We start from the raw sequence: 20,983 nt of genomic DNA on the forward strand, positions 1-20,983 counted from the left end.
TTATTAATTTTTAGGGGAATAAAATGCATTTAAAATTATTAGAAAATACCAAAAAAACAATACAAATGTATTGAGTTATCGGAACAATTGGCGCGCTTCTAGCATTGAGTGGTTTTTTTTATTCTATTTCTCCTGGTATTAATACTTTACAATTAATTAATTCCCTAAGATCAAATGGTTTTGTTGTTAATCTTTTATTTTCATATAATTCAGAAAAAAAAGTTTTTTTTCTAACCCCATCATTATTTCTAATTTATTTTATACCAATTATATTTGGTGTGACAACAATCGGCTATCTTATTTATTTAATTAAAACAAATCAATCTAGTAAAAATATTATAAGTTATAAAGGGGTTGAAATTGTAAAAATAGTAAATGATTATTTACGTATAAAAAATTTTATTTGGACTTTTTTTGTCTTTGATATTTTAGCTCTTTTATTTCAAAGAGTGGCAATTTCTCCATTTGTTTTTGGTTCTTTTTCTTGTATTTATGACCAAGAGAAATTTTCAATAATGCAATTAAATACCAATAGTATCAGGGGCTATGACAGCTCTAATAACAATATGATATTTTGATTGGATTTTTGAAATTGATTTAAATTAAATGTTTATACATTAAATTCATCAATATTTGGATTTTTTTATTTTCTAAATCTACTACCTATTCTTATATCATTGGGATTGGGAATATATACTATTATTGGTGGTTTAAGCAATATTAATGAATTATCAAATAAAATTAATAAATTAATTTTTGATGGAAATTTTACAAGATTAAATCCTCAATTTAGTAAGGAGGTTGTAAAAGAATATGTTAATCCAAATAAATTAAGAATAACTTCTGAAATAATTAATCTTAATAAGAAAAAACCCGCAGCATTGCAAAACCTTCTTAATAATACAATGTATGAAAAATCTGTTACAGAAGAATATGCTAAGAATGAAAAAAATGAATTATTAGATAAAAGCAAAAATAAGAAAGAGCGTGGGATATACCTTATAAAAAAAGGAAGCAAATTTTCAGCAAAACCTCATAGTGGCAATAAATATGATGATATTTTGGGTATGGATGCAACACAATATTTAGAAGACCTTGATCTAAACGGGGAAAAAATAAATAATGATATAAAGCCCCAAACTTTTAACACTAATATAAATGAACCCTATTTTCAAGAAAACCTCAGAAAAACAGCTACTATTTATGATGAAACTGAAACTTTTGATAATACAGAAAAATATGGTAATCATGTTCAACTTTTAAGTCAAATTTATAATTTAGAATCAAACCTAGAAAAACTAATTAATAAAAATATTCTTGATGAAAAAAATAATGATTATTTACCTTATGATTTAAATGGCTTTGAACAAGAAATTTCAATTCCAAACCTTATTGTTAATAACAATACATTTATTAAAGATAAAAAACAAGAGACTATAAAACAAATAAATAAAGGCCATATTAACGAGTCAATTGAAGAAGAAAATGTAACTAATTTTGATATTAATGGAAATAAAATTGAAAGTATTGATGGGGATAAATCGAGAATAATTAGCGATAGTCAAGATCTTGTCTTTAACCCCAATTTGGAAATTAATAATGATATTTTAAGTACCGATGATGAAGATGAAGATCGTGCTACTGAAAAATTTTCTCAAAATAAAGAACCTGAATATTTTGATAATAGAGAATATAATTTAGACGATAATTATTATGACCCTAATAATCAATATCCTCAAGAAGCTCAGTATGGTCCTAATAATCAATATGACCCTAATGCTCCATATCAATATGATGAATATGGCAATGTCATCTATTATGATAATTATCAACAACCACATTATCAACAAAATAATCCTGATCAAGAAATTCTAGATAACATAAATAATAATTTAGAAGAAGATCAAACTAATGCAATTGATTTTCAACAAGATGATGTTGAAAATAAAAATCAAGACCCAACAAATATTCTTGATGATGTTAGCAAATTAGATTATGCTACTAAGATGAGAATGATTGGTGTTCCAGATGAAGAGGAATATTATGAGCTTTCAGATGATGATATATTAAAGACTCAACATATAGAAGTGGTCCCACCACACGCTGTTGAGACAGTTGCATCTTCATTAGATAATACTGAATTTATTATTGATGTTGAAAATGATCAAATACATAAGATATCTGCAAGCGCAGACAAAAGAATAAAAAAATTATATAAGAAAAAGTTTAAAGAACTCAATTTTAATTTTGAAGGATTATGAAAAAATAAAGAAAAATACTTTTCTTCAATTGTAACTGAAGAAAAAATCCTTTTTTCTGATAATATCTATCTTTGTGAGGTAGAACTTTTTAATATAGACAATAGTAAAAATTTTGTAAATGAAAATGTTATTGAAGAAGCAAGAAAATTATATGAGTATGAAAAAGATAATATGCTTATTCCAACTGAAGTTAAAATCCCAAAATTTTTTGAAGGAAATTCATATGTCCTAGAAAATGCTCAACAGATTTTATTAAAAGGTGGAGAATTTGATTTACTAAGTTATGGAAATGATAAAGGAAAATATGTATTTGAGGTTGGGGATGATCTTTTTTATGCTAAATGTTATATTAATAGTAACAAACAACTATCTCATATTGACAATTTAATTTTATATGGGAAAGATGTAAATGGTTCATTTAAGCCATTAAATTCTAACAATGAATATTTTAATTATCGAGATAAAAAGGTTCATTGTGATATTAAAAATAGATATATTATCGATGATGATGGTGAGTTTCAAAAAATAACATACATATTCACTGGGATTAAATTTGCAGAAGAACAAAATGCTTTAATTGACCCAAAAACACAAAAAAAAGTTGTTCCATTTTATCTCAAACCACAAGGTAAAAAATATTTAGTCGATTACAATAGAATTTTTTTAATAACAAATACGGGAGAGGCTATAAAAATTGGCCTAAATTTTGATTATAAAGATAAAAATAACAATGAAAAGTTTGTTGAAAATGAACCACTATTTTCAAGAGATTATAATGGTGAAATAGTAAAAATAAATTTTGAGGATTTTGTACCTTATTGAACAAGCAAAAGTGAAATCAAAGAATTTAAAAAACATTTGTTTTATATAACAGATGATTTTGAGTTTGTACAATATACTTCTGGAAAAATATATAACGCAATTACAAATGATAAAATGGCAGAAGTAGATGAAGATATGCACTATCTAGATACTAAAGGTAAAAAGAAAATTGCAGAAAGAATTAACCTTTGAGGGGTCTATCAAGAAAATAAATGTAAACTTCATTTTAAAGAGTTCAAACAAATACCTATCAATATGAATATTTTACATCGAAGAGTTGACTTTTTCAATAAAGAAAATTTAGCGATCAACCAAATTATTCGTTTTATAAATAATCGTGGAAAATTAGCTCGTTTAGATAAAGCCGAAATTATGGCAAACCTAGGAACTAGTGTTAGAATGTTTAATCAACTTCTAGAAAAAGCAACTGCTGTTTTTAAATCAAGAGTTTATCTTGATTCAGAAATTAAAGAAGAGATTATTGATGAAGAAATAAAAAAATTGGGAATTTATTTTGAAAATGGAAAAAGAATAGTTGCAAATCTTGATAATATTTGATTTAAGGAAAAAGGAGATAAAGTACCTCTAGATAAAAACTATGGTTATATTGATGTTGACAGAAAATATAAATACGCTTTTAATAAGCGAGTTTTTACAATGAATATATCTGGAAAGCCAGCGAAACTGACTTTTATTGATGCTTATTTTAAAATTAATGGTCAAGCTTATGATTTTTATGTAGAAGAATTAATACCTTATTATATTAATGAAAAAGGACAAATAGATTTTATTCCTCGTGGAAATAAAATAATTGCACATATTAAGGATAGTAACGCCTCACACACATTAGATGATAAATATAAATTTACACTTGATGGAAAAATCTTACATGGTGCATATTATCAATGTACAACAAGAATTAATAAAAAATCATATGAAGTAAAATTTTATAAAACTAGATTTGAACAAACTGATTTTGTTTTGAATATGACAAATATCGTTGTTTTAAAACCATATGTTAATAATAATGATGGTGAAGAAATAATGATTAGTTCTAAACAAATAGAATATACTAGTGAAAAAGGGACTGCAATTGCAAATAATGGTGTTGAGTATGTCCCTTCGCCAATAAATATCCCATTACATTTATCAAATCTTAAATGCTTTTCTTCACAAGGATATATAAAAGGAAAACGTGTTAAATGAAAAATATGTATATTAAGTTTAGCAGAGATAGAAAATAAAATAAAAAATACAGAAGATACACCTTTCATATATAATGCATATGGAGATGAATATCCTCTTGGCCCAGATAATAATTTATATACATGTATAAATGGTATCTACTATCTTTTAGATAGTGATTTAAATTATTATGATAATGAAAACAAAATAAAAGCAGATATTGACAATATTTATACAAAGCTACTAACTAGCCGTAAAAAATATGTAAAAGTTCATTATAAGTTTTTCCAATACAATGACTATAATTTCAAAAACCTTATTACTTTAAGCGAATCAAAAGCAGTTTGTTTAAATGATGGTAAAAGTAAGAAAAAAATTAATTCCTTGGAAAATGTTTTTGTTGTTTCAAGAAACGATAATCTGATTAGAATATCTGATGATTTATTTATCCGACAAAAAAATAAGGCCCGTATAAATGCTTATGGATTACCAATAGTGATGTTAGTTGATAGTGATCGAATTCCTTTAGAGTGAATGAGAATTAGAACAACAATAACGTCTATAGAAAAAAACACTTATGACAGTATTGTAAATAAAACATATGTTGTTGCTAATGATAAAAATATTCGCAAGTCAAAAAGTAAAAGAATTTACACAATGGTTGAACCTGAATCATATGCTATTCTTGATGAAAATTTAAGATATAATTCATTAACAGGGGAAGAAGATCTTCTTGCTGATAAAAAAAATATATATGTAATTATTAACAAAAAATATAAAAAAATAATTTGAGCACCAAGTTTTGACAATGCTAAGATTTTATTAGAAAAACAAGAAACAACAGAATTTGATTATAAAGTTGCTCCTAAAATTTTTGAACAAGTAGAACAATCAATTGAATCAAAATCAGCAGAACAAATAATTGAAGATACATCATATGTAGAAAAAGATTTAATTCAATTAGATCAAGCAATTTATGATTTTGAACTTCCAGATAGAACAGATCCTGTCATTGAAGGGGTTCATCCTATAAATCGATATGTAAACAATTTCACTGTTAGAGATAAAGATAATAATATTAAACAAATTGATATATCTAGAATTTTTGTTCTTGCCAAAGATGGGGAAGTTTATAAATTAAGAGATAATAATACATTTATAAATTTTAATGGTGACATTGTCGAGTTCGACCCAGTTGAATATTTATTATTTGAACAAAAAGATGATGAAACATTTGAAGATATTAAATATATTAATGAAGAAAAATATCCGGTAATAAAATTTTCTGATGGTGATGAGGTTATTGTAAGCGATGATAATATAAACATTATTGTAGCTAATGGTAATTTTTATAAATATAACGATGACCTTACATATGTTGATGAACAAAATAAAGTTATTCAAATTACAGATGAATTAATTATTTGTGTTTCTCCTTATTTTGATGTGACAAAATTATCAAAAGACCAAATCATAAACTCTGAGTATTATTCAAAAAAATATATTGAGAAAAAGAATTATTACAAAAATGGTGATGATCTTATTGAAGTTGGTCCAAACGAAAAACTTTATACATTGAATGATGTTGGAGTTTTTGTCCCTGTTTTGGATGATGGAACATATTATAAAAATCAAAATGAAGTTGCTGATGTTGGTTTAAAAGAAAAATTTATAAAAAATAATGACGGAAAATATATTCCAATAATAAATAAATATACAGATGATTCAAGAGTTGCATATTATATTGATGATAATCTTGATGAAGTTATTGTTGATATGAATAACCGTTATGCAAAAAATAAAATTGGAGAGTATACTCCTATTGATAAAAATAATTTATTTGAATATGAAGAGAATATATTTAAAAAAGCAGATGATGAAAATGCATACACAAAAAATAAAAATGGGGATTATGTTAAATTATCATATCGCTATACTGTTCCTTATAAAACCCCATATTATGTTGATGAGATTGGGCGCTATATTAATCTTTTAAATAAAAAATTGTTCACAAAAGATATTAACGGAGCGTATTTAGCATTAAACAATAACTTAGAATATATTGGAAAAGATGGTCAATTAAAATATGCCCAAGAAAAAAATATCTATTTTTTAGATAAAAATTTACAGTATCAATTGGTGTCATGAAGTTATGAAGATGATTCATTAAATACAAATCATTTTAAAATTGTAACATCTTATGTAATAGATGAGTATGGACAAATTTATGATTTGCCTCGTGATTTGCCACTTTATGTTGTTGATGAATTTGGAAAATTTAATGAATATTTACCATCAAATAATGATATAAATTATTTGTACTTAGCAAGAGAAAAATTTATAAAAAATACTTCTGAAAAAATGATACCAATTATTGTTGAAGTAAAAAGACCATATACTTTAGAGGCTAATGGTGAATATCTTGATGTAAGTATGAAACAATTATTTGTTCTAAATTCTAAAGACAATTACACACAAATTGACAGTAATTTCTTTTATATTGATACTGATGGATTTCAAAAAAATGCTAGAAATTCAGATCTTTTTGCTATTGATAATGATGGATTTTATAAGTTAGTTAAATGAATAAAATATAGTGAATTGGACATTAACTTTATAGAGAATAATGCAAATAAAATCCCTTACTATCTTGATCAAAATAAAAATAAAATTCCTGCAAAAAATATGCCTTTATACCGTCAAAATGATGAAGGTAAATTTGAAAAAATCAAATCATTCGAAAATAATATAGATACTGCACTTATTTCAAATATTAAATGTTTTATTAAAAATGAAAATGGAGAATATATTGATGTAATATGAGAACAAAGTGTACCATCTTATTATAACTATGTTGGCAATCTTGTCCCAGCCCATGATAAGATATTTTTTGTCCTACTTAAAAATGGTCTATTTGTTCCGATTAATAAATTTAAAAAATATGTTGATAATGAAGGCCATATTCTCAATGCAGATAATATGGAAATGTTTATTATTGACCATTTAGGTGAATATGTTCCTGTTATTTATAATGATATCACTGGGATTAAATATGAAAATGATAAAGAACTTCTATATTCAAGACCATTTATTATTGATAAAAATGGAAAACAAATATCAATTGATAAAATTAAGACATATACTATAGATGACTATGGCAATTTTGTTGTTATTGATAATGATTTTCATTATATTGATGCAAATGGAGAAGTTAAAAATGCAAAAGATCGTGAGATTTTTTATAAGGAAAATAATAAATACATTCCATTAGTGACAAAAGTTTCAATCCCTTATTATTTAGATAATAAGGGGAATAAAGTATTTATAGATAAAAGTGATTTATTATATGTATTGAATAAAAACAATCAATATTCATTAGTTGATAAATCTTTTTGATATCGAGATGCTGATAAAAAAAGATATAGTGCACAAGAAAAAGAACTTTTTATAAGATTGGCCGATAATAAGTATGTGCCACTAAGTTGAGAAATAGACAATCAAGACAGTGAGAAACTTATTGATACAATAACTAAGCAATATTATCTTGATAAAGAAAATAATAAGGTATTTTGTGATCATGAATCATTTTATATAAAAGATGATAATGATAACTATATTAGCGTTAATGAGGATTTTGAATATATTAATAAGGAAGGTAAGACAATAAAAGCAGAAGGAAACACCCTTTATGTTGTCGACGATCTTGATAATTATGTAGAGGTTATTAATGAAGAATATAGACCATATATCCTTGATGATGAAGGAAAAATCAAACTCTTTCAGAATAAATCTTTATTGGCAAAAAGTAAAATGGGAAAATATTTTATCTTAGATTCTAAACTTCAATATTTAGATAATGATACAAATATTATAAAAGCAGATATTAATGAAATATATATTATCGATGAAGATGGTTCATATAAAAATGTTAAATGAGTAGATAATGAAAACTACATTAAAATATCTTTAAGCATCACACCAAATTATAAACCATATTATGTTACAAAAAGTGGTAAATTTAAACCTATAGGAAATAAAACAGTATATGCGCTAATTAATGGAGATTATATTCCCCTTAATAGTGATTTTGAGTATGAAGACCAAAGTGGAAAAATTATTTCCGCATTGGACCAAATTCTTTATATCAAAAACAGTGTTGGATTATATAAACATGTTATCTGAAGAGAAAGTAATATTAAATCAAAACCATTTTATATAAATAAAAACAATGAAGAAATAATTGTTGAGAATGCACAAATATTTACAAAAAATGGTAAAGGTGAATATGTTCCTGTCGATAAAAATAATTTATATGTAGATTATAATGGAGAAATAAAATCTGCCCTAGATAATGAACAATTCATTATTGATGAAGATGGAAATCACATACCATTAGTTTTAAGAGAAATTGATTTAGATGAATTAGAATATATGGATTATGAGAAAATTTTTAAAGATGCATCTCCATGGTTCATTGATAGTGACCAAATAGCAAAATGAGTTAAAGATAAATTATTATATACACTTGATAGTCATGGAAATTATCATAAAGTTAATTATGCATTAAAATATGTTGATAGAGATGGGAATGAAGCGTTAGCAAGCCCTACAAATATTTTTGTTAAAAATAGTGACGGAGAATATGCTTCTGTTGATTGGAAATCTAAGAAAAAATTCAAGATGCCATTTTATAAAAATATTGAGGGAATTGAAATAATAGCTACTGGTCGTAGATTATATACTATTGATATAGATGGAAATCCTGTTGCACTTGATGAAAATAATCAATTCAAAAATAGTAAAGGGGTATTAGTAACACCATCAGAAGACAAATTGTATATTAAAAATAGATTAAATAAATTAGTTAAAGTTTTCTTTAAAGATGTAGATTTTATTGAATATAAAAATGCAGAAAAAATTGAAGAAAAAGAACTATTACTTTTTACAGATGATGATAAATTAAATGAAAAAGAAATATTTAGAGATAAAAGTGAAAAAAATAAATTTGAAGATGTTTTTGATGTGCCAATTGGATATGGTGGGGGGTCTAACTATCTAATAAACCCAGATATTATAAATCAACAAACTAGGGCAATCAATGATATAATTTCTAATATATCTACGCAAAAAAGAGAAGATGTTAGATATGTTCCTGTTAATTCATCAATAGTTCCAGAAAGTAGAACAGTAGAATCACACTTTCCTTTTCAAGCTCAGGAAGTAATTCAACCCCAACCAGTATATCAACCCCAACCAATAATCCAACCCCAACAAGTATATCAACCCCAACAAGTATATCAACCCCAACCAATAATCCAACCCCAACAAGTATATCAACCCCAACAAGTATATCAACCCCAACAAGTAATTCAACCTCAACCAACAGTTGAACAATCTATTAGTGAACCATTAAGTAAATCAAGTTTTGGTGAAGGTATTAATAATCAAGTCAATAGTGTTTATTCACAAGAACCGTTTATACAAAAATACAATCCTGATTATCAACCACCACATTCAAACCAACCGCAATCATTATATCAAAATATTGAAAATAATATTGACTGGCCAAAAGATTTAGAATTTGATTCAAAAGGAATTATTAATGCAATAAATTCTCTAGCAGACAGTAAAAAACAAACTAGTCAAACTGAAACTTTTGAAAATATCTCAGATAATAGTAATGAAGAAATTGTAATAACTAAAAATGTTACAAAAAAACGACCAGAAATTGAAGAAATTATTGATGATGGTAATTATAGAGAATCATATGAAGAAGATTTAAGTGTTAGCCAAGAAAACGATGATCTAAATAATTTTGATATTATTAATTCTACAAAAAACAAATATAAAAATAACAAATCTGCTATTAGAAATCAAAGTGCTATTTTTCCACAAAGTCAAGATGACACTGAGTTAGGTCTATATTTGGCGAGTGATGGTTATAAAAAATCTATTGATGGAGTTAGAAGAGCGGGCAAAAAAAGAAAATCTATTATAGAATTGTATAATGATACTGCATTAGCTAATGAATCAAATGAAGAACAGTCATTAATTAATAAAATAAATAGTAATATAGATGATAACGCTAATAATCAGAAATATATTGATTTTAATACTGAAATGAAAAATCCTAATGGAGAAAAAGATTTAGGAAATTTAGATGACATTAACAAAAATATAAATAGATCTATAGGTGATGATTTAGAGAATGAAAATTATACTCTAAAAGATTCTTCATCAATTTTTAGTATACAAGATGAACAAGTTGATAATATTTCTCAAAAAGATTTAAACAATCATTTAAATGACTCTGATTTTACAAAATTTGGAGACAAAACTATTAATGACGAAGAAAAATTACAGAGTCTTTATTCAAACAATGAAAATGGTGAATATCAAACACCCATCATAGATGAAGGTGATGGTTTTTCTAAATTCAATAACAATGAAAATGATTTACAAGAAATCAAGGATAAAAAATCAATTTTTAATAATGATCTATCTAATGATTTATCAAATCAATCATATGAAAATAAAGAAAAAGACAACAATCAGTTCCAGGAAAATAATATTAAAGAAGAACTAACTACAGATATAAGTGATGATGAAAATTTATATTCTGAGTTGACAGAAAACCAAGTGGATGTTAATAAAAATACATCTAGCGAGGATAATTATATTGATGATGTTTTCGAACAAAAAGAATTTTCATCTGAATCTAGAAATGATGATGAATATATCATGCCTTCTCTTTTAGAAAAAGAAGACCAAAATGAATTGCTTGATAATATTGAGACATCAAAAATAGGGGATAGTATAAATTCATCAAGTTTTATTGAAGATAGTGCAATTAATCAAACAAACTCATTACCATCAATAGAAGAAAATGTTGATAGTAAAAATATTGATGATGTATTTACTGACATAGATCAAAAATCTAATTTAGAAGTTGGATCTGAAACTATGAACTTAACAATGGTTAAAGAAAGTATTTTGGAAGGAAAATTAGTATCTGAATACAAAAATTTAATAAAAAATATAGATTCAAATGTTTTAAAAATAAATGATCTTAAAGATAAAGCTAAAGATACATCATTATCTAAAAACGAACGTAAGCAAATTTATAACAATATAAAAAAATTAGAAAATGATAACAAGGAACTAATAAAATCTAAAAAATTATTAAGAAAAACTGCAAATAAAGAAAATATAGACTTAGAGTATTTAATTTCTAATAATAGTTTATATAAAGAAAATATTAATGAAGATATAAACCTACAAGTTAACTCAGATGATTTTATTAATTATGATAGAAATAATTTTAATAAATTTGATAACAATGAGCAAGCACATATTTTAAATAAAGATATATTGTCAGAGGATGATATTGTGGCAAATAAAATCACTCAAACAAAAATAGATCTTTCTGAAATAGACAAGAAAATTAATGATAATCAAACTGATTTAAATGAAATTAGAGAAAGATTAACCAATACAGAATTGAGTTTAGATGAAAGAGAAAGTTTATTATTACAAGTTGATGAAATTGTTGTAGAAATTAAAAAACTTGAAAAAGAAAAAGTTAATTTAGTAAATAATACCTTGCAAAGTAAAGATCGAAATTTAGGTTTAGGTGATATATTAAATACCAATGATACAGAATTAATTAAGGATGTTCCATCCTTAAATGTAACTGAAAATATACCAACTCAAAATCAAATTACATCTCCAAAAATAGACACATTAAAAAAACAAATTATTCCTATTGAAGAAAAACAAAATTCACTAAGAGAACTAAATGATAATTTAGAAACCAAAGAAAATGAAGTAAACAAATTAAAAGATCAATTAAAAAACAAAGATCTTGATAAAAAAGAAAAAAAACAAATTCAATCTCAATTAGACCAAGAAAATAAAAATATTTCACAAATTGAAAAACAAATTGGTAGCACAGAAAAACAAATTAACAGTGCTATAAAAGACAATACTAGTGTAATAGATAAAATTAAAAAAGAAACTAGAAAAATAAACCCTGATGCTGAAGTTAAATTTGTCAATGATGAGGTTGTTGTTCATGATAAAAATAATTTATCAACACAATTTGAACAAACAAAACCAACAGAACCAACAAATATTATCGACAACATTCCATTATCAACCAACGATAGAGTCGATGGTCTATTTAATGATACACAATTTACTCAACAAAAAGAAAATGATGAAATAGTTTTTGAAACCCCAACTGAAAATATACCAACTGAAAATCAAATTACATCTCCAAAAATAGATACATTAAAAAAACAAATTATTCCTATTGAAGAAAAACAAAATTCACTAAGAGAACTAAATGATAATTTAGAAACCAAAGAGAATGAAGTAAACAAATTAAAAGATCAATTAAAAAACAAAGATCTTGATAAAAAAGAAAGAAAACAAATTCAATCTCAATTAGACCAAGAAAATAAAAATATTTCACAAATTGAAAAACAAATTGGTAGCACAGAAAAACAAATTAACAGTGCTATAAAAGACAATACTAGTGTAATAGATAAAATTAAAAAAGAAACTAGAAAAATAAACCCTGATGCTGAAGTTAAATTTGTCAATGATGAGGTTGTTGTTCATGATAAAAATCAAACAATAGAAGAATCAGTACAAATTGATTCTCTTTTAGATGTTTCTCAAAAGAATGTAATAACACCCAATGATGTTAATTTTTCATCCGATAATATCAATTCAGAAAAATCATTAACTAATGAAGGTATTTTAGATGCCATTAATGTTAACTCAATTGAACAACAAGTAGTTTCACCCGATATTGAATCAAAAGGTATTGAAAATGATGAAAATAAAAATGAGTTAGATAAATTAATTCCAGAAATTACAATTAAAAATAAAAAGATTTCTGATTTGAATAATATATTAGAAAACGAAGATATAAATGAGTCTGAGAGAAATCAAATTCAGGCGCAAATTGAAGAAACTAAAAGTGAAGTATCGTTAATTCAAGATAAAATCAATAAAAATAAAAGCCAAATTAATAATGAAGAAAATATTTCTAATTTTACAGAAGATAAAATTAAAAATGAAACTATAAAAATAAACCAGGATACTGAAACTAAATTTGTCAATGATGAGGTTGTTGTTCATGATAAAAATAATTTATCAACACAATTTGAACAAACAGAAGCCACAGAAACTACAAATATTATCGAAAACATTCCATTATCAACCAACGATAGACTCGATGGTCTATTTAATGATACACTGAGTGCTCAAGATCAGAATGAAGAGTTATTAAATAGAGTCAGAAATATTTCTACTGAACAAGAAATATCTTCACTACCCATAGATACATTAAAAAAACAAATTATCCCAGTGCAAGAAAATATAATTAATTTGGAAAAAATGAATTCAAATATGAGAAATACAAATAACAAAATTTCTGATTTAAATAATATATTAGAAAATGAGGATATAAACGAATCTGAAAAAAATCAAATTCAAAATCAAATTGAAGAAGCAAAAAATGAGCTTTTAACTATTCAAGATAACATTAAAGAAACACAAGATAAAATTAATGTTGCCAGTGATAATAATATAGCAATAATTGATAAGATAAAAGATGAATCTATAAATTTAGATCCAAATGCTGAGGTTGCATTTCTTGATGACCAAGTAATTGTTTATAATAAAAATATATCTTCTGAAAATAAACAAAATATAGATGGAATACATAGTGTATTTGACAGCCCATTATCAACCAACGATAGACTCGATGGTCTATTTAATGATACACAATTTACTCAACAAAAAGAAAATGATGAAATAGTTTTTGAAACCCCAACTGAAAATATACCAACTCAAAATCAAATTACATCTCCAAAAATAGACACATTAAAAAAACAAATTATTCCTATTGAAGAAAAACAAAATTCACTAAGAGAACTAAATGATAATTTAGAAACCAAAGAAAATGAAGTAAACAAATTAAAAGATCAATTAAAAAACAAAGATCTTGATAAAAAAGAAAAAAAACAAATTCAATCTCAATTAGACCAAGAAAATAAAAATATTTCACAAATTGAAAAACAAATTGGTAGCACAGAAAAACAAATTAACAGTGCTATAAAAGACAATACTAGTGTAATAGATAAAATTAAAAAAGAAACTAGAAAAATAAACCCTGATGCTGAAGTTAAATTTGTCAATGATGAGGTTGTTGTTCATGATAAAAATAATTTATCAACACAATTTGAACAAACAAAACCAACAGAACCAACAAATATTATCGACAACATTCCATTATCAACCAACGATAGAGTCGATGGTCTATTTAATGATGCACAATTTACTCAACAAAAAGAAAATGATGAAATAGTTTTTGAAACCCCAACTCAAAATCAAATTACATCTCCAAAAATAGACACATTAAAAAAACAAATTATTCCTATTGAAGAAAAACAAAATTCACTAAGAGAACTAAATGATAATTTAGAAACTAAAGAGAATGAAGTAAACAAATTAAAAGATCAATTAAAAAACAAAGATCTTGATAAAAAAGAAAGAAAACAAATTCAATCTCAATTAGACCAAGAAAATAAAAATATTTCACAAATTGAAAAACAAATTGGTAGCACAGAAAAACAAATTAACAGCGCTATAAAAGACAATACTAGTGTAATAGATAAAATTAAAAAAGAAACTAGAAAAATAAACCCTGATGCTGAAGTTAAATTTGTCAATGATGAAGTTGTCGTTCATGATAAAAATATTTTATCAACACAATTAGAACCAAACAACATGGATATAATTTTCGAAAATTCAACCCCATTAGGTGATAGTGATAATTTTAATCAATTTAATGGTCAAGAACAAAAAAGTCAAGCAGCTAATTTAGAAAAAAATGAAGTTTCTAATAATATAAAAACTCTAAATGATTCCATCAATATAACAACAACAGATAATAACAATGATAATTTATTTAGAAAAAATATAACCGATAATAGTAGTAATATTGTAAATAATGAAACTGATCGTTTTAATAATTCAGAATTTTTAGATGATGATGAAACAACATCTTCAATTCCTCAACAGTTAAATGTAGCAATCGAAGACAGTGTTTGAGACAAAGAAACTGTAGATCAATTTCAACCTCAACAACAAAGAGTAAATCCTTCAATCGAGGATAGTGTTTGAGACAAAGAAACTGTAGATCAATTTCAACCTCAACCAAAATATTCAGATTCACAAAGACCAGTTCAACCTCAACAACAAAGAGTAAATCCTTCAATCGAAGATAGCGTTTGAGATAAAGAAAATGTAGAACAATTTCAACCTCAACCAAAATATTCAGATTCACAAAGACCAGTTCAGCCTCAACAACAAAGAGTAAATCCTTTAATCGATGATAGCATTTGAGATAAAGAAGCTGTAGAACAATTCCAACCTCAACCTAAATATTCAGATTCACAAAGACCAGTTCAACCTCAACAACAAAGAGTAAATCCTTCAATCGAGGATAGTGTTTGAGACAAAGAAACTGTAGATCAATTTCAACCTCAACCAAAATATTCAGATTCACAAAGACCAGTTCAACCTCAACAACAACAAAATCTAAAAAATAGCCCATGAACTGATTTAAATGATGTAACAAATTCAGACACATTAACTCAATTAAAACAAGCTGAAGAACAATTTAGTAGAGAACAAGATTTACAACCTAAATTTGCAGAAAATAGCAACCCTGGTTATTATGAACCGCCAGCTAATATTTTTAATAATGATCATTCTGTTTTTGATGACTATAAAAATAATGAACAATCTATAAATAGAGAACAAAAAAATAAAGCTAGCAGATTAAATGAAAATGAAAATATCAGTACAAATAATAAACCCCCAGTACCAAAAGAAGAAGTGTATAATGACGCATGAGCAATTCCATCTTTTGATAAAAAAAATGCAATATCTAAAAAAAGAGCATCAAATGTTAAACCAAATTTAGGTTCAAAAGAACAAAGAATTAGAAATCTTTCATTTGGAAATATTGATGATGATAATGCTTTAATTGGTTCAGTAACTCCAAAAGGAATTGATGCAGCTGGTAGAAGAATAGATGCTCCTATGAATAATCTTGGTACTAATAGAAATAGTAATCAAGTCAATACACGACAATATTCAGCGCTTATAAAAAATATAAGATCTGCTTTTACAACACCATCTCAAAAAAGTGGAGAAGCATATAGACTAACAAATAAATATATATCAAATCTAAAAAACGGTTCTGATAGTAATACTATCAAAAACTCTTATCAAGAAGTAATTGGTAAAATGAAAGATATAACAAGACCAGATATTAAGCTTATCAATATGATAGGGCAAATTAATAGGCTCGATATTAATCGAGCTAATAAAATTATTCCAAATTTAAATAGAGTAAATAGCTTGGCTTCCTCATATAAGAGGGCATATAAGGAAAGAGATTTTGCATCAGCGGAAAAAATAATTTCACAAATATATAAAGAGTCCTTAAGAAGTGATACTTTAGCATTAAGAGCTGGAAAACTAATAAAAGAAAAAATAGAAAAAAATAATATATCTTATAATTCTATTTCTGAACTTGTTAATTTACTAGATCTAGCAGAGTCTAAAAATGATATAAGTACTTATCGTAAGGGATTAAATCGTTTAATTTCTGAGATGTGAAATGTTTAATATAATTATGATTAAAGGAGAGATAACATGGTAATAGGGGTAGGTGGTTATATTTGTAGTGGAAAATCTTACATATGTAACAATATATTTAAAAAAATTGAAAATTCATTAATAATATCTGTTGATCGAGTAGCGAGAGAAATTTATTATGATAAAAAATTTCTTGAATTTATTCGAAAAAATTGTCCAAGTGCTATTTCAGAATTTGGAATAAATACAAAAATTATTCTAGAAAAAGTGCTTTTTAATGATAAGATAAATATGGAATTTTGTCAGCTTTCTTGGGACTTAATATCTAATCTTGTTAATAAAAATATTGAAGATATTTCAAAGCATTATAAATATATATTTATTGAAGCTGCTCTAATAACATTTTTAAGTATAAAATATGATAAAATAATATGAGTGCAAATGGTTGAACCAGAATTTTACAAACAAAGTTTAACAAAGAGAGACCCAGATAACATTAAAAATATATTAAGAATATTAGATTTTCAACATAGAATATATAAACCAGAACAAATAAGATTTGACTATATTATAGACAATTCATCATCAACTTCATTTTCATATGAATTGAAATTGTTTTTCAAGGAATTAAACCTTGATTATGATAAAATTATGAACACTGTATTAGTTGAGAAAAATGAGGATAATTAATGGAAGCTGTTGTTAATAAAAAAGTGAAATTAAGAAATGGAGAAAACATTAACATTATTGGAGTCGGTCTACAAAGAATAGATGATGAAAATTTTCTTGTTGAAGTAATATTGGCTGCTTTTTATCTTGGTTATAGACGTTTTGATTTGTCATATTACTATAAAAAAGAATCACTTGTTGCAAATGCAATATTAAGATCAAATCGTAAACGAGAAGAATTTTACCTAACATCTGCTATTGATTCACAAAGTGTTAATGTTAATGAAGTAAACATAGAGTTTGAAAGAATTTTAAATGATCTCAAAATGTCATACTTAGATCTTTTAATTATTGACCCATCTAAAGGTAATTGAAGAATTACTTATAAAGTTTTATTAGAATTGCAAAAACAAAAGAAAATCCGATCAATTGGAGTTAAAGATTTTAGTTTAGAACAATTAATAGATTTACATAAAGAATTTAAAAATTACCCAGAAGTTTTATTTATTAAACTTTCACCTGGAAAATATAATTCACCACTTATTGATTTTTGTAAGAAAAATAATATTAAAATTCAAGCAATGCATTTAATGATGAAAGGGAATGTGGAAAGGGTTAGAGCTATTCAACTTTTAGCAATGAAATATGAATCAACCGAATATCAAATTGTTATGCGCTGAGCTTTACAAAGAAATATTATTGCTAGCCCTCAGGTATTTTCATTAATTAGTTTATTAGAAAATATTGGGATCAATTATTTTAAATTGTCAGAAAAAGATTTAAAAGAAATTGACACACTAAATTATAAAAAAAATGTATAATATAAATAGAAAGGGTCTAAAATGAAAAAACTGTTAAAATTATTGTCTATATTCTCTTTCACAGCCCCAGCTCTAACTCAAGTTGTTTCTTGTAGTAAACCTGGAGATAGTTTTATATTTTCAAAAGATGATTGACCAGCCGAAATTTCTAATAGTTGAACAAATAATGCATTATCTTCTATTGTTGTAGAAAAAGATCCTACTCCAGATAAATTAAAAACCAATGATAATGATTATATTGCTTCCGCTACAGAAGCTTTTAAAGAAGATATTGAAAATATTCTTGCCTCAAAATTTACAAATAAAAGTTTTTTTATAGATTGATATAATAAAGCAAAAATTGAGGTTAAAATCATTTATGAGGGAGAAAGTCAATTAACTCCTGAAAAGTTTATATCAAAAATTTTAACTAAATTTGGCCAAAATAAAAATATTATAAAAGCTTATGTTAACATTTCAGATAATCATGATAATGTTTCTCTACCATTTAATTTTTATTTTAATTACAATAAGACAATTAATTTGCAAGTTGAAGAATTTAAAAATAGTTGATTTTCATCTTCTTTTTACAATTCAACCTCTGCATACCAATCAAAGGTGCAAAATATAGGAGAAGATTATTCATATTATCATCAACTTTTTCTTTCAAATTTTATTAATGATATTATTGGAATGAATAGTGGTGGTAACAATAATCATTTAGACTTAAGCAATTATATTCTTTCATTTTATAAAAATGGAGAACAAGTATCACTTAAAAGCAGAATTGCAACTATTTTTAATAGTTACAATATTAAATTCGATAAATCAGGTGACCCATCAATTACTCTCACAGACCCAAGTACACCAGAAAATGAGATAACTTTTAAAATTAAATATATATAAAATAATAGAGAGCAGTTGATAAATGGAAGATATTAGAAAATTAATTGAAAGACGAAGAAAATTTATTCAACTTATATATCGATATTTTTGTCTAGATAAAACAATTCAGTCAATTATTAATGAAATTGAAGCAAATTTTCAAATAAATTTAGAAAAATCAGACAAAGAAATACTAAAAAGATGGGTATATATTATTGATGAGGCAGTTGAATTTATATCATCTAATGTTTCTACTAAATGATCATGGGAACGGTTACCACATATTCACCAAGCAGTTTTGGTTAATGGATATTTTGAGATAACAGATGAAAAAAGAGAGAAAGCAATTGTAATAAATGAAATGTTAAAATTATCATTTTTATATCTTCCTAGTCAGGATAATAAATATATTAATGCAATTTTAGATAAATTATAAAATTTGTAGATTAATAGGGGAGTTTAATGTCAACGAAATATAGTTCAATTCAACAACTAGCAGATGTTATTAGTGATGCGATTAGATTAAACGAAAACTTAAATAACGTAGAAATTTATGGAGAAATTTCTGATTTTTCAACTGTAAATGGTCATTCATATTTTAACCTCAAAGACCCCTCATCATCTATTAGTGCTGTTTTATGAAAGTCAACACCAAATATTAGTCGAGAACTATTAAAAAATGGTGTTAGTTTATGAGTGACTGGAGATGTCACATATTATGGTAAGGCAAATAAAGTAAATTTTACTGTTAAAAAGATACAAATTGATGGTATTGGTGAGATCGAAGAATTATATAACCAACGAGTGATTGAGGTTACAAAAAAAGGTTGAACCGATCGAAAAAGAAAAATTGTAAAGCTACCAAGAAATATAGCCATTATATCTGGTTTGGGCGCATTTGGTTTACAAGATGCTCTTACAACAATTAAATCTAGAAATGCTAATGTTAATCTCTTTATTTTCTCAAGTCTTGTTCAAGGTGATTCTGCAATTGGTTCAATTTTAAAAGCAATAAAATTAGTCAATAAATTGAGTGGAACAAAAATCCCAAAAATAGATACACTTTTGTTAATTAGAGGTGGGGGAAAAATTGACGATCTTTGGTGTTTCAATGATCTTAAAATTGCAGAGGCTATCTATAATTCAGAAATTAGCGTTATTACAGGAATTGGACATGACCCAGATGTTACAATTGCAGATTTAGTTGCCGATCTTCGTGGACTCACACCCACAGATGCAGCAACAAAAGCTATTGAAGATAAGCAAGTAACATTGCAGATTGTATCTTCAATGTTGCAACAAAATAAAAATATTATAGAATCAAAATTAGATGCATATAAGGGAGAGTATAATAATATTGTCGAACAGAGAAAAAACATAAAAAATGTTTTAAATAACAAAATAAAGGCAGTTGCTCAACAATTTTTTCAATATAAAGATTTAATTGAAAAGAACATTAATTGAAAATTTGAAACACTGAAAAGAGAGTACTTAAATATTCAAGAAAGAATCGAGCTTATAAATCCAATGAGACCACTTGATAAGGGCTTTGCAATTGTGAGGGATAAAAACACTAATAAACTTATTAAAAATGGAGATGATATTATTGAAGGTAATATTTATAAGATTGAATTTAAAGATTCAATAGTAAATGTGATAAGAAAGGGGAAATAAATT

Annotated in this window: 6 protein-coding genes; all 6 read left to right on the forward strand. The window is 25.4% G+C overall.

Translation table 4 applies throughout. The annotated features are described in order from the left end of the window. Window positions 1-23: 23 nt before the first annotated feature. Genes AAHM97_RS02765 through xseA form a run of 6 tightly spaced genes read left to right on the forward strand, consistent with a single transcriptional unit; the run spans window position 24 to window position 20,980 of the window. On the forward strand, window positions 24-16,982 hold the full coding sequence (locus AAHM97_RS02765; RefSeq protein WP_342269434.1) for a hypothetical protein: 16,959 nt from the start codon (window positions 24-26) through the stop codon (window positions 16,980-16,982). A 27-nt stretch (window positions 16,983-17,009) separates the two neighbouring features. Next, a complete protein-coding gene (locus tag AAHM97_RS02770) occupies window positions 17,010-17,642 on the forward strand; it encodes a dephospho-CoA kinase (RefSeq protein WP_342268414.1) in 633 nt (210 codons plus the stop codon). Next, complete coding sequence (locus AAHM97_RS02775; RefSeq protein ID WP_342268415.1) at window positions 17,642-18,442, forward strand: aldo/keto reductase; 801 nt, start codon at window positions 17,642-17,644, stop codon at window positions 18,440-18,442. Before AAHM97_RS02770 ends, AAHM97_RS02775 begins: the two co-directional genes overlap by 1 nt. A gap of 21 nt (window positions 18,443-18,463) precedes the next feature. Beyond that, entirely contained in the window at window positions 18,464-19,327 is an 864-nt protein-coding gene (locus AAHM97_RS02780) for a hypothetical protein (RefSeq protein ID WP_342268416.1), read from the forward strand. 22 nt (window positions 19,328-19,349) lie between these two features. Then, window positions 19,350-19,742, forward strand: coding sequence for a transcription antitermination factor NusB (locus tag AAHM97_RS02785; RefSeq protein WP_342268417.1), 393 nt, complete (start codon window positions 19,350-19,352; stop codon window positions 19,740-19,742). A 26-nt stretch (window positions 19,743-19,768) separates the two neighbouring features. Beyond that, entirely contained in the window at window positions 19,769-20,980 is a 1,212-nt protein-coding gene (gene xseA / locus AAHM97_RS02790) for an exodeoxyribonuclease VII large subunit (protein ID WP_342268418.1), read from the forward strand. Window positions 20,981-20,983 lie beyond the last annotated feature (3 nt).

This window comes from Spiroplasma endosymbiont of Aspidapion aeneum (genome assembly GCF_964031045.1).
Taxonomy (GTDB): domain Bacteria; phylum Bacillota_I; class Bacilli_A; order Mycoplasmatales; family Mycoplasmataceae.